Genomic DNA, 19,191 nt, shown 5'->3' with positions numbered 1-19,191 from the left:
CCCCACCACCCACTACGACGGCACACCCCGCACCGAAGCCTTCACCCCCACAACCACGTGACCGGACCTCCACCGCGACGGTTCACCCCGTTTCGCGCCGGTACCCCGGTGAAGCGGTGCTCCCGTCGGATCACCGCCGTAATCTGGACGGGATCAGCGGGGGAGGGGTGCCGGGTGGAGTTCGAGGTCGTGGTTGAGCGGGAGCTTCGGTTGCAGGAGCCCGCGGTTCGGGGGGATGCCGAGGCCGTTCGGGCGTTGCTGCACCCGGAGTTCCGGGAGTTCGGGGCTTCCGGGGTGGTGTGGGATCGGGAGTCGATCGTGCGGGCCACGGAGGCGAGCAGCGGTGACGACGAGCGGATCGAAGCGTCGGACTTCCGCCCCACGCGGCTCGGTCCCGACGCGATCCTGCTGACCTGCACCACCCGCTACCGCGGTGCGTCAGCGCTGCGGACCTCGGTGTGGGTCCGCAGCGCGGGCGAGTGGCTCCTGCTGCACCACCAGGGGACCGCCGTCAGGTGAGGCGGATCTGGCGGTTGACGTCCTTGTAGAGCAGGTAGCGGAAGGGGCCGGGCCCGCCCGCGTAGCAGGCTTGGGGGCAGAAGGCCCGCAGCCACATGAAGTCGCCTTCCTGGACTTCGACCCAGTCGCCGTTGAGGCGGTACACGGCCTTGCCCTCCAGGACGTAGAGGCCGTGCTCCATGACGTGGGTTTCGGCGAAGGGGATCACGCCGCCGGGCTGGAAGGTGACGATGTTGACGTGCATGTCGTGGGCGAGGTCGTCGGGGTCGACGAAGCGGGTGGTCGCCCAGGCGCCGTTGGTGTCGGGCATCGGGGTCGGCGCGATGTCCTGCTCGCGGGTCACGAACGGCTCGGGGGCGGAGATGCCGTCGACGAACTCGTAGGGCTTGCGCACCCAGGAGAACGTCGCGGGGGAGTCGCCCGGGTTGCTGACCGACCAGTCGGCTCCGGCGGGCAGGTAGGCGTAGCCGCCGGGTTCGAGGTGGTGGCGGGTGCCGGCGATGGTCAGGTCCAGTTCGCCGGTCATGAGGAACACGACGGATTCGACGCCGGATTCGGGCTCCGGGTGGGTGCTGCCGCCTTCGGGGGCGATCTCGACGAGGTACTGGGCGAAGGTGGTGGCGAAGCCCTGGACGGGCTTGGCGAGCACCCAGGCGCGGGTGCGGGTCCAGCCGGGGAAGTTGCTGGTGACGATGTCGCGCAACACGCCGCGAGGGATCACGGTGTAGGCCTCGGTGACGATCGCCCGGTCGGTGAGCAGATCGGTCTGCGGCGGCAGACCACCGGCAGGCGCGAAGTACGACGGCGTGTTCAAGCTGACTCCTCCTCGACGGGAAAACCCGACCTATCAGGCGCCCGTGACCTGCAAAATTCATGTATACAAAAGGGCGCCTGAGGAGCAGGATAGGCAACCTCGACTCGAAGTGGAAGCCCTCGGGTCCGCTGGCGAGATCACATCGGGATCGGTTGCTGGACAGTATTGACGGACGGGTGCGCGCGTCTTACCGTCTTCTCCAACTCGCACGTATACTTTCGCATCGCGGAAATGACCCACCTCGCAGAGTGGCGAGGTGGAGCTTGGAGGCGGCTAGTGACTGCCACGAACGACCAATCCGATGTGGACATCCCGCCTGCCTCAAGTGAGCGGCTGTACAGCTACGACCTGGCGCCCACGAAGAAGGAGGGGCGCCGCTGGGGTGCCTACAACGTCTTCACGCTCTGGGCCAACGACGTGCACAGCCTCGGCAACTACGCGTTCGCGATCGGCCTGTTCGCGCTGGGGCTCAACGTCTGGGGCATCCTGGCCGCGTTCGTGCTGGCTTCGGCGCTGCTGTTCCTGCTGCTGACCATGTCGGGCTACATGGGGCACAAGGCGGGCGTGCCCTTCCCGGTGATGAGCCGGATCGCGTTCGGCACCAAGGGCGCGCAAATCCCGGCGGCCGTGCGCGGGATCGTGGCCATCGCCTGGTTCGGCATCCAGACCTACCTCGCCTCCTCGGTGCTCGACGCACTGCTGATCGCGGTGTTCCCGGGCCTGGAGTCACTGGAAGACCAGTCGGTGCTGGGTCTTTCGCTGCTCGGCTGGATCACCTTCCTGGCGCTGTGGGCGGTGCAGGTCCTCATCGTCAGCTACGGCATGCACGTCATCCGCAGGTACATGGCGGTGGCCGCGCCGACCACGCTGATCACCATGCTGGGCCTCGCGGTCTGGATGTTCTCCCGCGCGGACTTCTCGATCTCGATGTCCACGGCCCAGCCGCTGACCGGCGGGGCGATGTGGTTGCAGATCCTGCAGGGCGCCGCGCTCTGGGTGGTCATCTACGGGACGTTCGTGCTGAACTTCTGCGACTTCACCCGATCCGCCAAGAGCCGCCAGTCGATCGTGCTGGGCAACCTGGTCGGCATCCCGGTGAACATGCTGTTCTTCGCCGGCATCGTGGTCGTCCTCAGCGGGGCGCAGTTCAAGATCAACGGGCGCGTGATCACCAGCCCGACCGACATCGTGCAGACGATCCCCGACACCTACCTGCTCGCGCTGGCCTCGCTCGCGCTGATCGTGCTGACGATCGCGGTCAACCTGCTCGCCAACTTCGTCGCCCCGATCTACGTGCTGGTCAACCTCTTCCCGAAGCAGCTGAACTTCCGCCGCGCGGGAGTGGTGAGCGCTGTGATCGGCCTGGTCATCCTGCCGTGGAACCTCTACGACAGCCCGGTGGTGGTCAACTACTTCCTGGCTGGTCTGGGCGCGCTGCTCGGCCCGCTGTTCGGCGTGATCATGGCCGACTACTGGCTGATCCGGAAGACCAAGGTGAACGTGCCCGAGCTCTACACCGAGGACAGCGACGGCGAGTACCACTACACGCGCGGATACAATCCCAAGGCGGTCTGGGCGTTCATCCCGGCCGCGGCGATCGCCGTGGTGCTGGCACTGGTGCCGGCCTTCAGCTCGGTCGGCGGGTTCTCCTGGTTCATCGGCGCGATCCTCGGCGCGATCATCTACGCGGTCATCGCCGACGGCAAACCGGACGCTCGGGACGTGGACGGGGAGACCATCGCCGTCGCCGCGGAATGAGACCGCGGACCAAGGGTTTTCGGAGAAAGTCGGATTCATGCGCATTCTCGTCGTGAACGTCAACACGACCAAGTCCATCACCGATTCGATCGGTGAGCAGGCCGCCTCGGTCGCCTCGCCCGGGACCGAGATCGTCCCGCTGACGCCGTCCTTCGGGGCGGAGTCGGTGGAGGGCAACTACGAGAGCTACCTCGCGGCCATCGCCGTGATGGAGGCCGTGCGGGCCTACCCGGAACCGTTCGACGCGGTCATCCAGGCCGGGTACGGCGAGCACGGCCGCGAGGGGCTGCAGGAGCTCCTCGACGTCCCGGTCGTGGACATCACCGAGGCGGCGGCGAGCACGGCTCAGTTCGTGGGCCGCAGCTACTCGGTCGTGACCAGCCTGGACCGCACGGTGCCGCTGATCGAGGACCGTTTGCACACGGCAGGTCTCAGCGCCCGCTGCGCGTCGGTGCGCGCGAGCGGGCTGGCGGTGCTGGACCTGGAACGCGATCCGCAGGCGGCCGTGGAGGCCATCGTGGAGCAGGCGGTCAGCGCGGTGCGCGACGACCGGGCGGAAGCGATCTGCCTGGGCTGCGGCGGCATGTCGGGACTCGCCGAGCGGGTCGTGGATCGCACCGGCGTGCCGGTGATCGACGGCGTGACGGCGGCGGTGACTATCGCCGAGTCCCTCGTCCGGCTCGGCCTGACGACCTCGAAGGTGCGCACCTACGCTCCGCCGCGCCCCAAGGAGATGACGAACTGGCCGCCAGCGTGATGGCGTGACACCACGTGGAGGAGCCGGGCCCCCGATGTGGCGGCCCGGCTCCTGTCTTTGCGTTGGGTTGGTTCTGGTCCGAACCGCCCGGGATCGATGTCGCTCGTGCCGGGGTCGGTTCGAACCAGAACTGCTAGCGGCTCAGACCTCGCCGCGGGTGAGCAGCTTCCCGTGCAGCTGCGAGGTGTCCGCGCCGTCACCGGCGATCTGGGTTCCGCGCAACCAGGTTTCGCGCACGACCCCGGCCAGCGGGCGGCCGTGGTAGGCGGAAACCGGGTTGCGGTGCTCGAGCTTGGCGACGTCGACGACGAACGCGTCGTCCGGCGCGAACACGCACAGGTCGGCGTCGTTGCCCACGGCGATCGAGCCCTTGCTGCGCATCCCGGCGAGCTCGGCCGGCTTGCGCGCCATCCAGGTCACCACGTCGGACAGGTCGTACCCGCGCTGGCGCGCCTGGGTCCAGATGGCCGACAGGCCCAGCTGCAGGCTGGAGACCCCGCCCCACGCGACACCGAAGTCGCCGGTGTCGAAGCGCTTGAGATCCGGCGTGCAGGGGGAGTGGTCGCTGACGATGCAGTCGATGGTGCCGTCGGCGAGGGCCTTCCACAGCAGTTCGCGGTTGGCGGCCTCGCGGATGGGCGGGCAGCACTTGAACTGGGTGGCGCCGTCGGGGATTTCCTCGGCGGTGAAGCTCAGGTAGTGCGGGCAGGTCTCGACGGTCACCCGCACTCCCTCGGCGCGGGCGGAGGCGATCAGCGGCAAGGCGTCCGACGAGGCCAGGTGCAGGATGTGCACGCGGGCTCCGATGCGCCGGGCCAGCTCGATGACCTGGGCGATCGCGACGTTCTCCGCGCCCTTGGGGCGGGAGGCGAGGAAGTCGCCGTAGTCCTCGCCGTGCGGGGTCGGAGCCTCGTCGATCGCGTCGGAGTCCTCGGCGTGCACGATCATCATCGCGTCGAAACCGGCCAGCTCGCGCAACGCGGTGTCGAGCTGGGCGGAGTCCAGCGGCGGGAACTCGTCGACGCCGGAGTGCAGCAGGAAGCACTTGAAGCCGAACACGCCGGCCTCGTGCAGGCCGCGCAGTTCGTCGAGCTTGCCGGGGATCGCGCCGCCCCAGAAGCCGATGTCGACGTGGGCCTTGTCGCGCGCGGTCTTGCGCTTGATTTCCAGCGCGTCGGTGTCGACCGTCGGTGGGAGGCTGTTGAGCGGCATGTCGACGATGGTGGTGACCCCGCCGGCGGCGGCCGCGCGGGTGGCGGTCTCGAAGCCCTCCCACTCGGTGCGGCCGGGGTCGTTGACGTGCACGTGGGTGTCTACGAGCCCGGGAAGCAGCACCTCGTCGTCGGCGAGCTCGACGATCCGGGTGGCTTGGAGCTCGGCGTCGAGCGGTTCGACGGCCGCGATGCGGCCGTCCCGGATGCCGACGCTGCCGGACGTCCCCCCTTGCGGCCCGATGAGTCGCTGCGCCCGGAAGACCAGGTCGAACGGCGTTGTTGAGCGGACCAACGCGGCACCTCCCTCGAACATCGATCACGAGGGATCGAGTTTCGCGATACGAAAGTATATTTGTACGTATACGTAAACTATGGCCAGCTGGTTCCGCCAGTCAAGAGAGGTCAGCGCGGATTCAGCGCACCATGCGCTCCAGCACCATCGCGCGGCTCGCGCGCACGTGCTCGCGGGCGATCTCCGACGCCCGCTCGGCGTCACCGGCGGCAATGGCGGCGTAGAGCTCCGCGTGCTCGGCGCAGACCCGCTCCGGCTCCAGGTTCAGCCGGAACAGGGCGGCCAGTCGGCCGTGCAGCGGTTCGAGCATCGATGCCAGCAGCTCGTTGCGGGAGACCGCCACCAGCTTGTCGTGGAACTCCGTGTTGGCCTCCGACATCGCGTCGGTGTCGAAGGAGTCCAGCGCCTCGCGGGCGCGGGTGGCCAGCTCTCCCAGCCGTTGCACGTCGGCGGAGTCGCTGCGTTCGGCGGCGAGCCGCGCGGCCAGCGCTTCGAGCGCTTCGCGCACGTCGAAGAGCTCTTCGAGCTGCTGCCGGTCGAGGCTGCGGACGAAAACGCCGCGCCGGCGCGGCCGCACCTCGACCATGCCCGCGCTCTGCAGCATCCGGATCGCCTCCCGCACCGGAACGCGGGAGATGCCGAACTCGATGGCCAGTTCCTGCTCGAAGATCCGGTCTCCGGGACGCAGCCGCCCGTCGCTGATCCGAGCCTGCAACTCGTCGTGGACCTGATCGCGCAGCGGAACGCGCGGTTCCCCCTGGGGTACTTCGGTCACGGCAACCTCACGAATCACGGCTTCGGCGAGCGTTCATCACGCCCAGCACGTTAGTGCGTTCGCAGCGCTGGCAGGTCTCGCGGGTCAGGTGTTGCCGCGGAGGGTGAGGTCGAAGGTGTAGCGGGAGGCGCGGTAGACGTGCGTGCCGTACTCGACGATGGTGCCGGTGTGGTCGTGGGTGATGCGCTGCGCGGTCAGCAGGGCGGCTCCCGGCGGCTCGTCGAGCAGGTCGGCTTCCTCGTCGGTGGCGGTGCGGGCGCCGATGGTCTGCTGGGCGGCGTGCAGCTGGACGCCCGCGGCGCGCAGGAGCTGGTAGAGGCCGCGTTCTGCCAGGTCCTCGTCGCTGGGCTTGATCAGCGCGGCCGGGAGGTAGTTGCGCATCCGGGCGATCGGCTCGCCGCGCGCGCTGCGGACTCGCTCCAGGTGCAGGACTTCGTCCTGTTCGGACAGTCCGAGCGCGCGGGCGGCCTCCTCGGGCGGATGGCAGATCTCGTTGACCAGCACGCGGGTCGAGGGCTGCTGGTCGATGCCGCTGAGGTCGTCGTGCAGGCTGCTCAGCTCCAGCGAGCGCTTGACGTGGTTGAACACGACTTGCGTGCCCGCACCGCGCTTGCGCACCACGAGTCCCTTGTCGACCAGCGAGCCGATCGCCTGCCGGATGGTGGGTCGGGACAGCCCGAGGTTGCCCGCCAGCTCGATCTCGTTGTCGAGGCGCGCGCCGACGGGCAGCGCTCCGGAGGTGATGGCCTCCTCGATCTGGCTCGCCACCTGGAAGTACAGCGGGACGGGGCTGCGGTGGTCGACCGAGATCTGCCTGGCTGGATCCCACCTCGGTTCCTGAGGTCGGTGTCGCACGGCGGTCACACCGACACGATAGCAAGAACACACGACGTAAATAAGTCCATATGTACGGACAAAGTCTTGACAGCGTCGTGGCGCACACGTAGACAAGGGACGTCCGTGCTCCGGCCGCCGCGAGTGGCCGCGTCCTGATGGAGGGCTTCTGCGATGAGCGATCGGTTCGATGTGATCACGATGGGCCGGATCGGGGTCGACATCTACCCGCTGCAGACCGGTGTTCCGCTGCCGCAGGTGGAGTCGTTCGGCAAGTACCTCGGCGGCACCGCGACCAACGTGGCGGTGGCCGCGGCACGCCTCGGCCACCGCAGCGCGGTCATCAGCCGGACCGGGGCCGATCCGTTCGGCGAGTACGTCCACCAGGCGCTGCGCGGCTTCGACGTCGACGACCGGTGGGTGAGCTCCGTCGAGCAGTACCCGACCCCGGTCACCTTCTGCGAGCTGTTCCCGCCGGACGACTTCCCGCTGTACTTCTACCGCCTGCCCAAAGCCCCTGACCTGGAAATCCACGACGACGAGCTGGACATGCAGGCCATCGCTGACGCCCGCATCTTCTGGATGACCGGCACCGGTCTGGCCGAGGAGCCCAGCCGCTCGGCGACGCTCGCGGCGCTGCGCCACCGGGCCAAGCGCGGCACCACGGTCTTCGACCTGGACTGGCGGCCGATGTTCTGGAACGACAAGGGCGAAGCCGGTCGCTGGTACCGGGAAGCGCTCGCGCACGTCACGGTCGCGGTCGGCAACCTCGACGAGGTCGAGACCGCCGTCGGCTCCCGCGAACCGGAGGAGGCCGCCGAACGGCTGCTGGAGCTCGGGGTGGAGCTGGCCGTGGTCAAGCAGGGCCCGAACGGGGTCCTCGCGCGCACGCGCGAGGAGAGGACGGTGGCGGCACCGGTCCCGGTCGAGGTCGTCAACGGCCTGGGAGCCGGCGACGCCTTCGGCGGCGCGCTCTGCCACGGGCTGCTGCAGGACTGGCCGCTGGAGCGGACCATGCGCTTCGCGAACGCGGCCGGAGCGCTGGTCGCCGGCCGTCTCGCGTGCTCCTCGGCCATGCCCTACGCGCACGAGGTCGAGGAAGCGCTGTCCAAGGAATCGGCGCTGAGCGCATGAGTGCGGCGGAAAGTGAGATCCGGGTGTCACCGTTGAGCATCACCGAACTGATCGAAGCGCGCGCGACGCGTCCCGAGGCCATCGCCGAGGCCGCCGCGCTGCGCGCGAGGCGGCCGCTGCTGGGCGAGTCGGGCCGCATGATGATCGTTGCCGCCGACCACCCAGCGCGCGGTGCGCTGGCGGCGGGCGGGAATCCGCTGGCGATGGTCAACCGCGCGGACCTGCTGGACCGGCTGTGCACCGCGCTGCAACGTCCGGGCGTGGACGGGGTGCTGGGCACCGCCGACGTGCTGGAGGACCTGCTGCTGCTCGGGGCGCTCGAGAACAAGGTCGTCATCGGTTCGATGAACCGAGGCGGTCTGGCGGGCTCGTCGTTCGAGCTCGACGACCGCTTCACCGGCCACCGCGCCGAGGACCTGCACCGGATGCGCTTCGACGCCGGGAAGCTGCTGCTGCGGCTGGACCTCGATGACCTCGGATCGCTGAACACCATGCAGGGCGCGGCCAACGCCATCAACGAGCTCGCCGAGCGCGGGCTGATCGCGATGGTCGAGCCCTTCCTGTCCCGGCGGGTGGAGGGCAAGGTGCGCAACGACATCTCGGCCGAGGCGGTGGCGCGGTCGATCGCGATCGCCTCCGGGCTGGGCGGCACCTCGGCCTACACCTGGCTGAAGGTGCCCGTGGTCGACGAGCTCGACCAGATCGGCCGGGCGCTGGAGGCCACCACGCTGCCGACGGTGCTGCTGGGTGGTGAGGTGCCCGACGACCCGGCGGCCACCCAGGAGCGGTGGCACAAGGCGCTGCAACTGCCCAACGTGCGCGGTCTGGTGGTGGGCAGGAGCCTGCTGTACCCGCACGACGACGACGTCGCGGGCGCGGTCGACGCCGCGGCCGCCCTGCTGCAGGAGGGGAACGAGCGTTGAGGAGCAATGGTCTTCACCTCCCCGACGGGGGGTCGGAGCACGACGGCTACCGCGCCTTCGTCGACCCGGCAACGGCGGGCTGGGGCTATTGCTCGCTGCGGGTGCTGGAGCTGTCGGCCGGTGAGTCGCGCGCGTTCGACACCGGGGACAGCGAGTGGATCGTGCTGCCGCTCAGCGGTTCCTGCGCTGTGTCCTGCGACGGCGAGACGTTCGAGCTGGCCGGGCGGGCGAGCGTGTTCGACGGGGTCACCGACTTCGCCTACGTTCCCAGGGACGCTTCGGCGCGGGTCACCAGCAGCACCGGCGGGCGGTTCGCGCTGACCGGCGCGCGCTGCGAGAACCGGCTGCCCGCGCGCTACGGTCCGGCCTCCGACGTCCCCGTGGAGTTGCGGGGTGCCGGGCAGGCCAGCCGCCAGGTCAACAACTTCGGCGCGGCGCACGTCTTCGAGGCGGACCGGCTGATCGCGGTGGAGGTGCTGACCCCGGCGGGCAACTGGTCGTCGTTCCCGCCGCACAAGCACGACGAGGACCGCGACGGCGAGTCGAGGCTGGAGGAGATCTACTACTTCGAGATCGCCGACTCCCACGGCACTCCCGGCGTCGGCTACCAGCGCGTCTACCCGTCTGGCGCGCACAGCGCCACGGACGTGCTCGCCGAGGTGCGCAGCGGGGACGTGGTGCTGATCCCGGACGGCTGGCACGGCCCGTCGATGGCGGTGCCCGGTTACGACATGTACTACCTCAACGTCATGGCCGGTCCCTCGCCGGATCGCGCCTGGCTGATCTGCGACGACCCCGCGCACGCGTGGGTGCGCGGCACCTGGGAGGACCAGCCGGTCGACGCCCGGCTGCCGTTCTACCAGGATCCGTCCGAAGTGGAGGGACGATGACGATGCGCAGGCTCACCGTCGCGCAGGCGCTGGTGCTGTTCCTGGCCAACCAGCACACCGAGCGCGACGGCGCGCGGCAGCGGTTGGTCGAGGGCTGCTGGGGAATCTTCGGGCACGGCAACGTCGCCGGAATCGGCCAGGCGTTGCTGGAATCCGGCGACCGGATGCCCTACTTGCAGGGGCGCAACGAGCAGTCGATGGTGCACGCGGCCGTCGGTTTCGCCCGGCAGCGCAACCGGATGTCGACCTACGCGGTCACGACCTCGATCGGTCCGGGCGCGACGAACTTGGTCACCGGTGCTGCGCTGGCGACCATCAACCACCTGCCGGTGCTGCTGCTGCCCGGCGACGTCTTCGCCACCCGCCCGGCCGATCCGGTGCTGCAACAGTTGGAAGTACCGCACGCGCGCGATGTCTCGGTCAACGACTGCCTGCGTCCGGTGTCGCGCTACTTCGACCGCATCTGGCGGCCCGAGGCGCTGATGCCCTCCGCGCTGGAGGCGATGCGGGTGCTCACCGACCCGGTGGAAACCGGTGCGGTGACCCTGGCGCTGCCGCAGGACGTGCAGGCCGAGGCGTTCGACTGGCCGGAGGAGTTCTTCGCCGAGCGGGTGTGGAGGGTGCATCGCCCGGTCGCCGACCCGGAGTCGGTGTCGGACGCCGTCGAGGCGATCCGGGGCGCGCGCCGACCGCTGATCATCGCCGGTGGGGGAGTGCACCACAGCGGCGCCGAGCGGGCACTGTCCGAGCTCGCCGAGCGCACCGGCATCCCGGTGGCGGAGACGCAGGCAGGGCGCGGTTCGCTGCGCCACGACCACCCGTGCGCGATGGGCTCGATCGGGCACACCGGCACCGAGGTGTCCGACGACCTCGCCCGCGAGGCCGACCTGATCATCGGTGTCGGCACCCGCTACTCGGACTTCACCACGGCCTCCCGCACGTTGTTCGCGAACCGGGACGTGCGGTTCGTCAACGTCAACATCACCTCGATCGACGCGCACAAGCAGGCCGCCAGCCCGGTCATCGGCGATGCGCGCACCACCTTGCGGCAGTTCTCGCAGGCCCTGTCCGGACACCGCGTCGCCGAGGACCACGCACAGCGGGCCAGGTCGGGGGCTCAGCGCTGGGCCGAGGTCGTCGACTCGGTCACCCGCGGAGCCGGTGACGAACGCCCGGGCCAGGCCGAGGTCATCGGGGCTCTCGACGAGGTCCTCGGGGAGCGGGACGTGGTCATCAACGCGGCGGGTTCGCTGCCGGAGGACCTCAACAAGCTGTGGCGCGCGAAGGACCCTCAGCAGTACCACGTCGAATACGGCTACTCCTGCATGGGATACGAGATCCCGGCCGCGATCGGTGCCCGCCTGGCCGACCCCACGCGGGAGGTGTTCGCGCTGGTGGGCGACGGCACCTACCTGATGATGCCGACCGAGCTGGTCACCGCCGTGCAAGAAGGCATCAAGATCAACCTGGTGCTCGTGCAGAACCACGGCTACGCCTCCATCGGTGGCCTCTCGGAGAAGGTGGGCGGCGAGCGCTTCGGCACCGCCTACCGGTACCGCACCGACGAGGGCACCTTCACCGGCGAACCGCTGCCGGTGGACCTCGCCGCCAACGCCGCGAGCCTGGGCATGCGCGTGCTGCGCGCCGAAACCAACGACGGGCTGCGCCAAGCCCTCCGCGACGCCCGTGAGTCCCCCCGCCCGACGGCGGTCTACGTCGAAACCGATTCCGGCAAGGCGCAGTTGCCACCCGAAGCTTGGTGGGACGTCCCTGTTGCCGAGACCGCCACCCGCGAATCGACCCGCGAGGCCCGCAAGCGCTACGAGGACCAGGTAGCAGCGCGCCGATACCACCTGTGAGAGGAAGCAGTGAAGACCGTTCAGCACTTCATCGATGGAAAGCACGCCGACGGCACCTCCGGCCGCCACGGCACGATCACCAACCCGGCCACCGGCGAGGAGACCGGAGAGGTCCCGTTCGCTTCGGAGTCTGAAGTGGACACCGCGGTCTCGGCGGCCGTCAAGGCGTTCGAGTCCTGGGGCGCCGCATCACTGTCCAAGCGCACTCAGGTGATGTTTAACTACCGGGAGTTGGTCAACGCCCACCGCGACGAGATCGCGGAGCTGATCACCGCCGAGCACGGCAAGGTGCACTCCGACGCGCTCGGTGAGATCGCGCGCGGCTTGGAGATCGTCGAGCTGGCCTGCGGCATCCCGCAGCTGCTCAAGGGCGAGACCTCCACCCAGGTCTCGACCCGCGTGGACGTGGAGTCGATCCGCCAGCCGGTCGGCGTCGTCGCGGGCATCACCCCGTTCAACTTCCCGGCCATGGTTCCGATGTGGATGTTCCCGGTCGCTCTGGCATGCGGTAACACGTTCGTGCTCAAGCCCAGCGAGAAGGACCCGTCGGCGACGCTGCGGCTGGTCGAACTGGCCCACGAGGCGGGTGTTCCCGACGGCGTGCTCAACCTCGTGCACGGCGACAAGACCGCCGTGGACCGGTTGCTGGAGCATCCCGACGTCGACGCGGTCAGCTTCGTCGGGTCCACTCCGATCGCCAAGCACGTCCACGACACGGCGGGCGCGCACGGCAAGCGGGTGCAGGCGCTGGGCGGCGCGAAGAACCACATGCTCGTGCTCCCCGACGCAGACCTCGACCAGGCCGCCGACGCGGCGGTGTCGGCCGCGTACGGCAGCGCGGGTGAGCGCTGCATGGCGGTGTCGGTGGTCGTGGCGGTCGACCCGATCGGCGACGAGCTCGTCGGCAAGATCGCCGAGCGCGCCCGCGCGCTGACCATCGGACCGGGCGACGACCCGGCCTCCGAGATGGGCCCGCTGATCACCGCCGAGCACCGCGACAAGGTCGCCTCCTACGTGCCGCGGGCGCGCGAGCAGGGCGCCGAGGTCGTCGTGGACGGGACCGGGCTGGTCGTCGAAGGCCACGAGGGCGGGTTCTTCACCGGAGTCAGCCTCGTCGACGGGGTCACCCCGGAGATGGACGTCTACGCCGACGAGATCTTCGGGCCGGTCCTGGCCGTCGTGCGCGCGGAGGACTACCAGGAGGCGCTGGCGCTGATCAACCGCTCCCAGTGGGGCAACGGCACCGCCATCTTCACCCGCGACGGCGGAGCGGCCCGGCGCTTCCAGTTGGAGGTGCGAGCCGGCATGGTCGGCGTCAACGTGCCGATCCCAGTGCCGGTGGGCTACCACTCCTTCGGCGGCTGGAAGGACTCGTTGTTCGGCGACCACCACATCTACGGCAACGACGGCGTGCGCTTCTACACCCGGGGCAAGGTCATCACCACTCGCTGGCCGGACCCCAGCGACGGCGGCATCGACCTCGGGTTCCCCAGCAACAGCTGAAGACCCGGTCCGCACGCGTCTTTGCGCAGCGGTGCAGGTGGCGAGACCTGACGTCCGCTGGCTCCGGGATCCGCGACTGGTGTGGCCGACACGTGGCGCTTCGCGCCTGTCCTGCCGGAGAACGTCCGAGAGCTCGCGGCGGTGCGGCGCGCTGGTGGTTCCCCCCGGATCACGGCTCGGCTCCCAGACGGCCCCGGGGACTCAACGCGGCGGAGGGGCGGTGCTCCCCCGGGAGACGAGTTTGGGGTCCAGCACCACCTGTTGCGGGGTGCGCGAGTGGTCCTCCAGGCGTTCGACGGCCAGGCGCACGGCGTGCCTGGCCATCTCCTCGGCGTCCTGGCGGATCGTGGTGAGGGCGACCGGTGCCAGGTGCGAGACGTGGCTGTCGTCGTAGCCGACGATGGAGATCTCCTCGGGAACGTCGACGCCGGCGAGCGCGCACGCGCGCAGCAGTCCGAGCGCGCACCGGTCGTTGCTCGCCAGCACGGCAGTCGGCAGCTCGGCCTCGTCGAGCAGTCGGCGGACGGCGTCCTGCCCGGCCTGCTCGGTGTGCGCGCCCGGGAGCACCCGCGCGCGCACACCGAGACCGCGGGCGTCCATCGCTCTCCGGTAGGCCTCGCGCCGTGCGGCCGATCCGGGCTCGTCGCCGCCGTCGACGTGCACGATGTCGCGGTGACCGAGTGCGAGGAGGTGGTCCACGGCCTGGCCGACACCCGCCTCGTCGGCGGTGCGCACGTTGTCGAGCCGGGTGGCGTCCTCGCGCGCGTTGATCGCCGTGACCACGGCCCTGCTCCCCAGCTCGTCGAGCGAGTCGGCCGCAGCGCGCGGACCGAGCAGGATCAGCGCCTCGCAGCGGTGGCTGAGCAGCGCTTCCACGGCTTTCGCCTCGTCGCGCGACGGCGCGGTGGCAGACAGCAGGACGTCGTAGCCGAGTCGTTCGGCCTCCGGGTAGATCGCCTCGACGAGGTCGGCCTGGAAGGGCTGGTGCACGGTGAGCATCACGCCTAGCGTGCGACTGCGGTGGCTGGCCAGCATCCGCGCCGCGGTATCCGGGCGGTAGCCGAGCCGGTCCGCTGCCTGCAGCACCCGCTGCCTGGTCTCCTCGCCCGCGCCCGGCTTGTTGCGGAACACCAGCGAGACCAGCGCGCGGGAAACCCCTGCGGCGCGGGCGACATCGGTCATGGTCGGCCGACGGCCGTTGCCGCCGCCAGGTCGTGTGGTGTCGTCGATCACGCCGCCGATCCTGCCGCATTCGAGGGTGGGACGAGTTTGCTAGAACGTCTTGACATATTGATGTGACCGCCAACATAGTGTTCGGGACTAGAGCGCGCTAGTCGGCGCGCTCGGACCGACCTCTCGCCGATTCCGGCGATCGAGAAGCACCGGCTCCCACGCCGGACCGAGGAGGGTTCGATGACAGCGACGTCCGAGACCACGCCGCGCGCAGTGGCGGGGAACCTCTGCCTGGGCTCCGCCCCCGACTCCTGGGGGGTGTGGTTCCCCGAGGACGAGCACCAGGTGCCCTACACCCGCTTCCTCGACGAACTCGTCGAAGCCGGCTACCGCTGGCTGGAGCTCGGACCGCCCGGCTACCTGCCCCTGGATCCGCAGCGGCTCGCAGACGAGGTCGGTTCGCGGGGCCTGCAGGTCTCCGGCGGCACCACCTTCGGCGCGCTGCACCGGCCGGAGGAGTGGGAGCGGATGCTCGCCGAGGTCAGCGAGGTGGCCGAGTTGACAGCCGCCGTCGGCGCGCACCACCTGGTGTTCATCCCGCCGATGTTCCGCGACGAGAAGACGGGCGCGTTCACCGAATCCCCGCAGCTCAGCGCCGACCAGTGGCGTGCGCTCGGGTCTGCCGCCAACGAGCTCGGCAAGATCCTGCTGGAAGAGCACGACGTCCGGCTGTGCCTGCACCCGCACGCGGACAGCCACGTCCAGACCCAGCCGGAGATCGAGCGCTTCCTCGACGCCACCGACTCCCGCTACGCCAACCTCTGCCTGGACACCGGGCACGTGGCCTACGGCGGTGGCGACAACATCGACCTGATCCGGCGTTTCGCCGAGCGGATCGGCTACGTGCACATCAAGCAGATGGACCCCGCCGTGCTCGCGCAGGTCTCCGCCGAGGACCTGTCGTTCGGCGAGGCGGTCAAGCGCGGCGTGTGCGTCGAACCACCGGCCGGCGTGCCCGACCCGGGGGAGATCGTGCGCGAACTGTCCACCTTGGACGCAGGGCTGTTCGTGATCGTCGAGCAGGACCTCTACCCGTGCGCACCGGACGTGCCGATGCCCATCGCCGTGCGCACCCGGGAATACCTCGGCGGATGCGGTCTGAGCGGAATCCGGCGCCCTCAGGCCCGGTGACCACCACCCCTGGGGATCGCAGCGCGCCCGCCCGGGGCGCTCCACGAAGGAGACCGTTCACATGTCCGAAGTGCACAGCGATGTGCCCGCTCCCGCAGCCGAACCGAGAACCGGTGCCCAGTCCCGCAGGTTGAAGGTCATCACCGTCGTGGCGACCTTCGGCGGCCTGCTTTTCGGCTACGACACCGGCGTCATCAACGGCGCACTGCCGTACATGCAGGCCGACCTGGGGCTGACGCCGCTCACCGAAGGCCTGGTGACCAGCTCGCTGCTGTTCGGCGCGGCGATCGGCGCCTTCGTCGCCGGCAGGCTCGCCGATGCGCGAGGCAGACGGCGCATCATCCTCTGGCTAGCCTGGATCTTCCTCGGCGGCGCTCTGGCCTGCACCTTCGCTCCCAGCGCCACGTTCATGGTCATCGCCCGCTTCGTGCTCGGCTTGGCCGTCGGCGGTGCCTCGGTGACCGTGCCGACCTACCTCGCCGAAGTGTCGCCCGCGGAACGCCGGGGCCGGCTGGTCACGCAGAACGAGCTGATGATCGTCAGCGGCCAGCTCGCGGCGTTCACCTTCAACGCCGCGATCGCCGGAGCGCTCGGCGAATCCGCGCACGTCTGGCGGTACATGCTGGTCATCGCGTCGCTGCCCGCCGTGGTGCTGTGGTTCGGGATGCTGGTGATGCCGGAGAGCCCGCGCTGGTTGGCCTCCCGGGGAAGGATCGGGGAAGCGCTGGAGGTGCTGCGGCAGGTCCGCACCGCCCAGCGCGCGGAATCCGAGCTCGCCGAGGTCCAGCGGCTGGCCGAGCAGGACCACCGGCAGCGGGCCGGGGGATGGGCCGACCTGAAGGTGCCGTGGGTGCGGCGGCTGCTGGTGGTCGGCATCGGCATCGCCGTGGTGCAGCAGGTCAGCGGCGTGAACACGATCATGTACTACGGCACGCAGATCCTGAAGAGCTCGGGCTTCTCGGCGAACGGGGCCATCGTCGCCAACATCGCCAACGGCGTCATCTCGGTGCTGGCCACCTTCGTCGGCATCTACCTGCTGGGCCGGGTCAATCGCAGACCGATGCTGCTGATCGGCCAGGTCGGCACGGCCACCGCGCTGCTACTGGTCGCGCTGGTGTCGATGACGGTGCCCGAAGGCATGCTGCGCGGCGTCCTGGTGCTGGCGTTGACCGTCACGTTCCTGGCGTTCCAGCAGGGAGCGACCTCGCCGGTCACGTGGCTGATGCTCTCGGAGATCTTCCCGCTGCGGATGCGCGGTTTCGCCTTCGGACTGGCCAGCCTCACCTTGTGGGCGGCGAACTTCACCGTGGGGCTGACGTTCCCGATCATGGTCGACGCGCTGGGCATCGCCACCACGTTCTTGGTGTTCGTCGCGGTCGGGGTGCTGGCCATCGCGTTCGTGGCCAAGTTCGTGCCGGAAACCCGCGGGAAGTCCCTGGAAACCCTCGAAACCGAGTTGCACGTCCGCTACTCCTGACCCTGCTCCGCTGAGGAACGTCCATGAAGATCGCCATCGATCCGCACATGTTCCGCACGCTCCCCATCCGGGAGATGGTGCGCACGGTCGCCGACATCGGGTACGAGCACATCGAGCTGTCCCCGCGCGACGACTTCATGCCCTTCTTCGCGCACCCGCGCGCCGACGACGAACGGGTTGCCGAATTGGGGTCCGCGCTGCGCGAAACCGGGGTGCAGCTGGCCAGCGTGCTACCGCTGTACCGCTGGTCAGGTCCGGACGAGACCGAACGTCAGGCGGCGGTGCGCTACTGGAAGCGCATGATCGAGGTGACCGCCGAACTCGGCTGCACCCAGATGAACTCCGAGTTCAACGGCCGCCCCGAGCGTGCCTCCGAGAGCGAGGCCGCGTTCTGGCGGTCGATGGAGGAGCTCCTGCCGCTGTTCGAGCGCGAGGGCATCGCGCTGAACCTGGAGGCACACCCCGACGACTTCTGCGAGGTCAACACCCCTGCGGTCGACCTGGTGCGCGCCATCAACAAGCCCTGGGTCAACTACCTGTACTGCGCGCCGCACACCTTCCACCTCTCCGGGCAGGACACCGGCGCGGACATCCCCGCGATGCTGCGCTACGCCGGTGACAAGCTCACCCACGTGCACATCGCCGACACCTTCAACCACAAGGCGTCCTCCGGGCTGCGCTACATCCTCAACCCGCCCGGCACGCCCGCGCGCATCCACCAGCACCTGGACATCGACCAGGGCGAGGTCGACTGGGACGCGTTCTTCTCGACCCTCCGCGAGATGAACTTCGACGGCATCGCCACCGCGTGCGTGTTCGCGTGGGAGGACCGCGCTGTGGAGTCGTCGAAGTTCATGCTCGACCGGATCACCCGTGAGCTCAAGCGCTGAGCCACCAGAGGAAGGGATATTCCGTGCAGGGACAGCAACTTCGCGTCGGGCTCGTCGGCGCGGGCAAGATGGGCGCCGATCACGCGCTGCGGATCCACGAGCGCATCAGCGGTGCGCGGCTGGCCGCGGTCGCCGATCCTGACCTCGACCGGGCGCAGCAGGTCGCGGGCAGCTCCGGCGCCCGCGCCACGGCCGACGCCTTCGAAGTGATCGACGACTCCGACGTGGACGCCCTGGTGATCGCCTCACCGGGTGCCGTGCACGAGCCGCTGCTGCTCGCGGCCCTCGAGCGCGGTGTGCCGGTGCTGTGCGAGAAACCGCTGACACCGGACGCGAAGTCCTCGTTGCGGGTGGTCGAGGCCGAGGAGGCGCGTGGCGAGCACTTGTTGCAGGTCGGGTTCATGCGCCGCTTCGACGCCGAGTACGGCGAGCTCAAACGCCTGCTCGACGCCGGTGAGCTGGGAGCTCCGCTGATGCTGCACTGCGTGCACCGCAACGCCGCGACGCCGCCCGGCTTCACCAGCGAGATGATGATCTACGACTCGGTGGTGCACGAGTTCGACACCGCACGCTGGTTGCTCGGCAGCGAGATCGCGGCGGTCACCGTCCGCGCCCCGAAGTCGAGTTCGGCGGCCCCGGACGGGCTGCTGGACCCGCAGCTGGTCACCATCGAAACCACCAGCGGCGCACTGGTCGACGTGGAGATCTTCGTCAACTGCGGTTTCGGTTACCAGGTCCGCTGCGAGGCCGTCGGCGAGCGGGGCACCGCACTCATCGGCGCCGACGGCGGCCCACTGGTGCACCGCTCCGGCAACTGGGGCGGCTCGATCAGCGACGACTTCCGGGACCGGTTCGGTGCCGCCTTCGACCGGGAGTTCCAGCGCTGGGCCGATGCCGCCCACCGAGGCCACGCCGATCCGGCCGCCGCCACCGCGTGGGACGGCTACGCCGCGGCCGCGGCCTGCGAAGCAGGCGTGCAGGCCCAAGCCACCGGCACCAGAGCGGAGGTCGACCTCGCCGAACGCCCCGACTTCTACATCCCCTGACCCGTCCACGACTCCGAACCCGCCCGTGGCCGACCGGATCTCAGCGGGACCGAACGTGGTTCCCACTGAGGTCCGGTCATCGCGTCCAGGCGAGAGGTCACCTCAAGCCCGGCAGCTAGGGGTCCGCAGGCTGCTTCTCGCA

General features: G+C 69.7%; 17 protein-coding genes. 12 read left to right on the top strand and 5 right to left on the bottom strand.

Annotated elements, in window-relative coordinates; genetic code table 11:
• The first annotated feature begins 174 nt into the window (after positions 1-174).
• Positions 175-519, top strand: a complete 345-nt coding sequence (locus tag E1161_RS18430; protein ID WP_132624905.1) for a nuclear transport factor 2 family protein — start codon at positions 175-177, stop codon at positions 517-519.
• Here the strand turns inward: E1161_RS18430 and E1161_RS18425 are convergent.
• Positions 512-1,333, bottom strand: coding sequence for a bifunctional allantoicase/(S)-ureidoglycine aminohydrolase (locus E1161_RS18425; protein WP_132624903.1), 822 nt, complete (start codon positions 1,331-1,333; stop codon positions 512-514). The genes E1161_RS18430 and E1161_RS18425 overlap by 8 nt on opposite strands.
• A 276-nt stretch (positions 1,334-1,609) precedes the next feature.
• Between E1161_RS18425 and E1161_RS18420 the strand changes: the two genes are divergently transcribed.
• A complete protein-coding gene (locus tag E1161_RS18420; protein WP_207920293.1) occupies positions 1,610-3,091 on the top strand; it encodes an NCS1 family nucleobase:cation symporter-1 in 1,482 nt (493 codons plus the stop codon).
• Between the two features lie 37 nt (positions 3,092-3,128).
• Complete coding sequence (locus tag E1161_RS18415; RefSeq protein WP_132624899.1) at positions 3,129-3,848, top strand: aspartate/glutamate racemase family protein; 720 nt, start codon at positions 3,129-3,131, stop codon at positions 3,846-3,848.
• A 141-nt stretch (positions 3,849-3,989) separates the two neighbouring features.
• On the opposite strand, the gene allB is transcribed toward E1161_RS18415, so the two are convergent.
• From allB to E1161_RS18400, 3 genes are all read right to left on the bottom strand, one after another.
• Positions 3,990-5,354, bottom strand: a complete 1,365-nt coding sequence (allB, locus tag E1161_RS18410; RefSeq protein ID WP_408011997.1) for an allantoinase AllB — start codon at positions 5,352-5,354, stop codon at positions 3,990-3,992.
• 121 nt (positions 5,355-5,475) lie between these two features.
• Positions 5,476-6,129 (bottom strand): GntR family transcriptional regulator, encoded by a 654-nt coding sequence (locus tag E1161_RS18405; protein ID WP_165939860.1) that lies wholly within the window; start codon positions 6,127-6,129, stop codon positions 5,476-5,478.
• Positions 6,130-6,213: 84 nt separating this feature from the next.
• On the bottom strand, positions 6,214-6,993 hold the full coding sequence (locus tag E1161_RS18400) for a GntR family transcriptional regulator (protein ID WP_328591285.1): 780 nt from the start codon (positions 6,991-6,993) through the stop codon (positions 6,214-6,216).
• Positions 6,994-7,137: 144 nt separating this feature from the next.
• Between E1161_RS18400 and iolC the strand changes: the two genes are divergently transcribed.
• The 5 genes from iolC to E1161_RS18375 are packed head-to-tail and all read left to right on the top strand — an operon-like array spanning position 7,138 to position 13,272.
• Complete coding sequence (gene iolC, locus E1161_RS18395; protein WP_132624895.1) at positions 7,138-8,097, top strand: 5-dehydro-2-deoxygluconokinase; 960 nt, start codon at positions 7,138-7,140, stop codon at positions 8,095-8,097.
• A complete protein-coding gene (locus tag E1161_RS18390; protein WP_165939859.1) occupies positions 8,094-9,020 on the top strand; it encodes a Cgl0159 family (beta/alpha)8-fold protein in 927 nt (308 codons plus the stop codon). Before iolC ends, E1161_RS18390 begins: the two co-directional genes overlap by 4 nt.
• Positions 9,017-9,910: a 5-deoxy-glucuronate isomerase gene (gene iolB, locus E1161_RS18385; RefSeq protein WP_132624893.1), complete on the top strand. Its 894-nt coding sequence runs from the start codon at positions 9,017-9,019 to the stop codon at positions 9,908-9,910. The genes E1161_RS18390 and iolB overlap by 4 nt, the downstream gene beginning before the upstream one ends.
• Positions 9,907-11,769, top strand: a complete 1,863-nt coding sequence (gene iolD / locus E1161_RS18380) for a 3D-(3,5/4)-trihydroxycyclohexane-1,2-dione acylhydrolase (decyclizing) (RefSeq protein ID WP_132624891.1) — start codon at positions 9,907-9,909, stop codon at positions 11,767-11,769. The genes iolB and iolD overlap by 4 nt, the downstream gene beginning before the upstream one ends.
• A 9-nt stretch (positions 11,770-11,778) precedes the next feature.
• The gene (locus tag E1161_RS18375; RefSeq protein ID WP_132624889.1) at positions 11,779-13,272 is read left to right on the top strand and encodes a CoA-acylating methylmalonate-semialdehyde dehydrogenase; all 1,494 of its coding nucleotides are present in this window, start codon (positions 11,779-11,781) and stop codon (positions 13,270-13,272) included.
• 201 nt (positions 13,273-13,473) lie between these two features.
• Here the strand turns inward: E1161_RS18375 and E1161_RS18370 are convergent, their stop codons facing one another.
• A complete protein-coding gene (locus tag E1161_RS18370) occupies positions 13,474-14,505 on the bottom strand; it encodes a LacI family DNA-binding transcriptional regulator (RefSeq protein WP_235875136.1) in 1,032 nt (343 codons plus the stop codon).
• 180 nt (positions 14,506-14,685) lie between these two features.
• On the opposite strand from E1161_RS18370, the gene E1161_RS18365 reads away from it, so the two are divergent.
• The 4 genes from E1161_RS18365 (at position 14,686) to E1161_RS18350 (ending at position 19,049) form a co-directional block, all read left to right on the top strand.
• A complete protein-coding gene (locus E1161_RS18365; protein WP_132624887.1) occupies positions 14,686-15,636 on the top strand; it encodes a TIM barrel protein in 951 nt (316 codons plus the stop codon).
• A 61-nt stretch (positions 15,637-15,697) separates the two neighbouring features.
• Complete coding sequence (locus E1161_RS18360; protein ID WP_132624885.1) at positions 15,698-17,113, top strand: sugar porter family MFS transporter; 1,416 nt, start codon at positions 15,698-15,700, stop codon at positions 17,111-17,113.
• Positions 17,114-17,136: 23 nt separating this feature from the next.
• On the top strand, positions 17,137-18,003 hold the full coding sequence (locus E1161_RS18355) for a sugar phosphate isomerase/epimerase family protein (RefSeq protein WP_132624883.1): 867 nt from the start codon (positions 17,137-17,139) through the stop codon (positions 18,001-18,003).
• Positions 18,004-18,026: 23 nt separating this feature from the next.
• Positions 18,027-19,049: a Gfo/Idh/MocA family protein gene (locus E1161_RS18350; protein WP_132624881.1), complete on the top strand. Its 1,023-nt coding sequence runs from the start codon at positions 18,027-18,029 to the stop codon at positions 19,047-19,049.
• Positions 19,050-19,191 lie beyond the last annotated feature (142 nt).

Source organism: Saccharopolyspora aridisoli, assembly GCF_004348445.1.
In the GTDB taxonomy this organism is placed as follows: domain Bacteria; phylum Actinomycetota; class Actinomycetes; order Mycobacteriales; family Pseudonocardiaceae; genus Saccharopolyspora; species Saccharopolyspora aridisoli.
The sequence above is the reverse complement of the archived record's forward strand: the minus strand, read 5'-3'. Positions and strand labels throughout refer to the sequence as shown.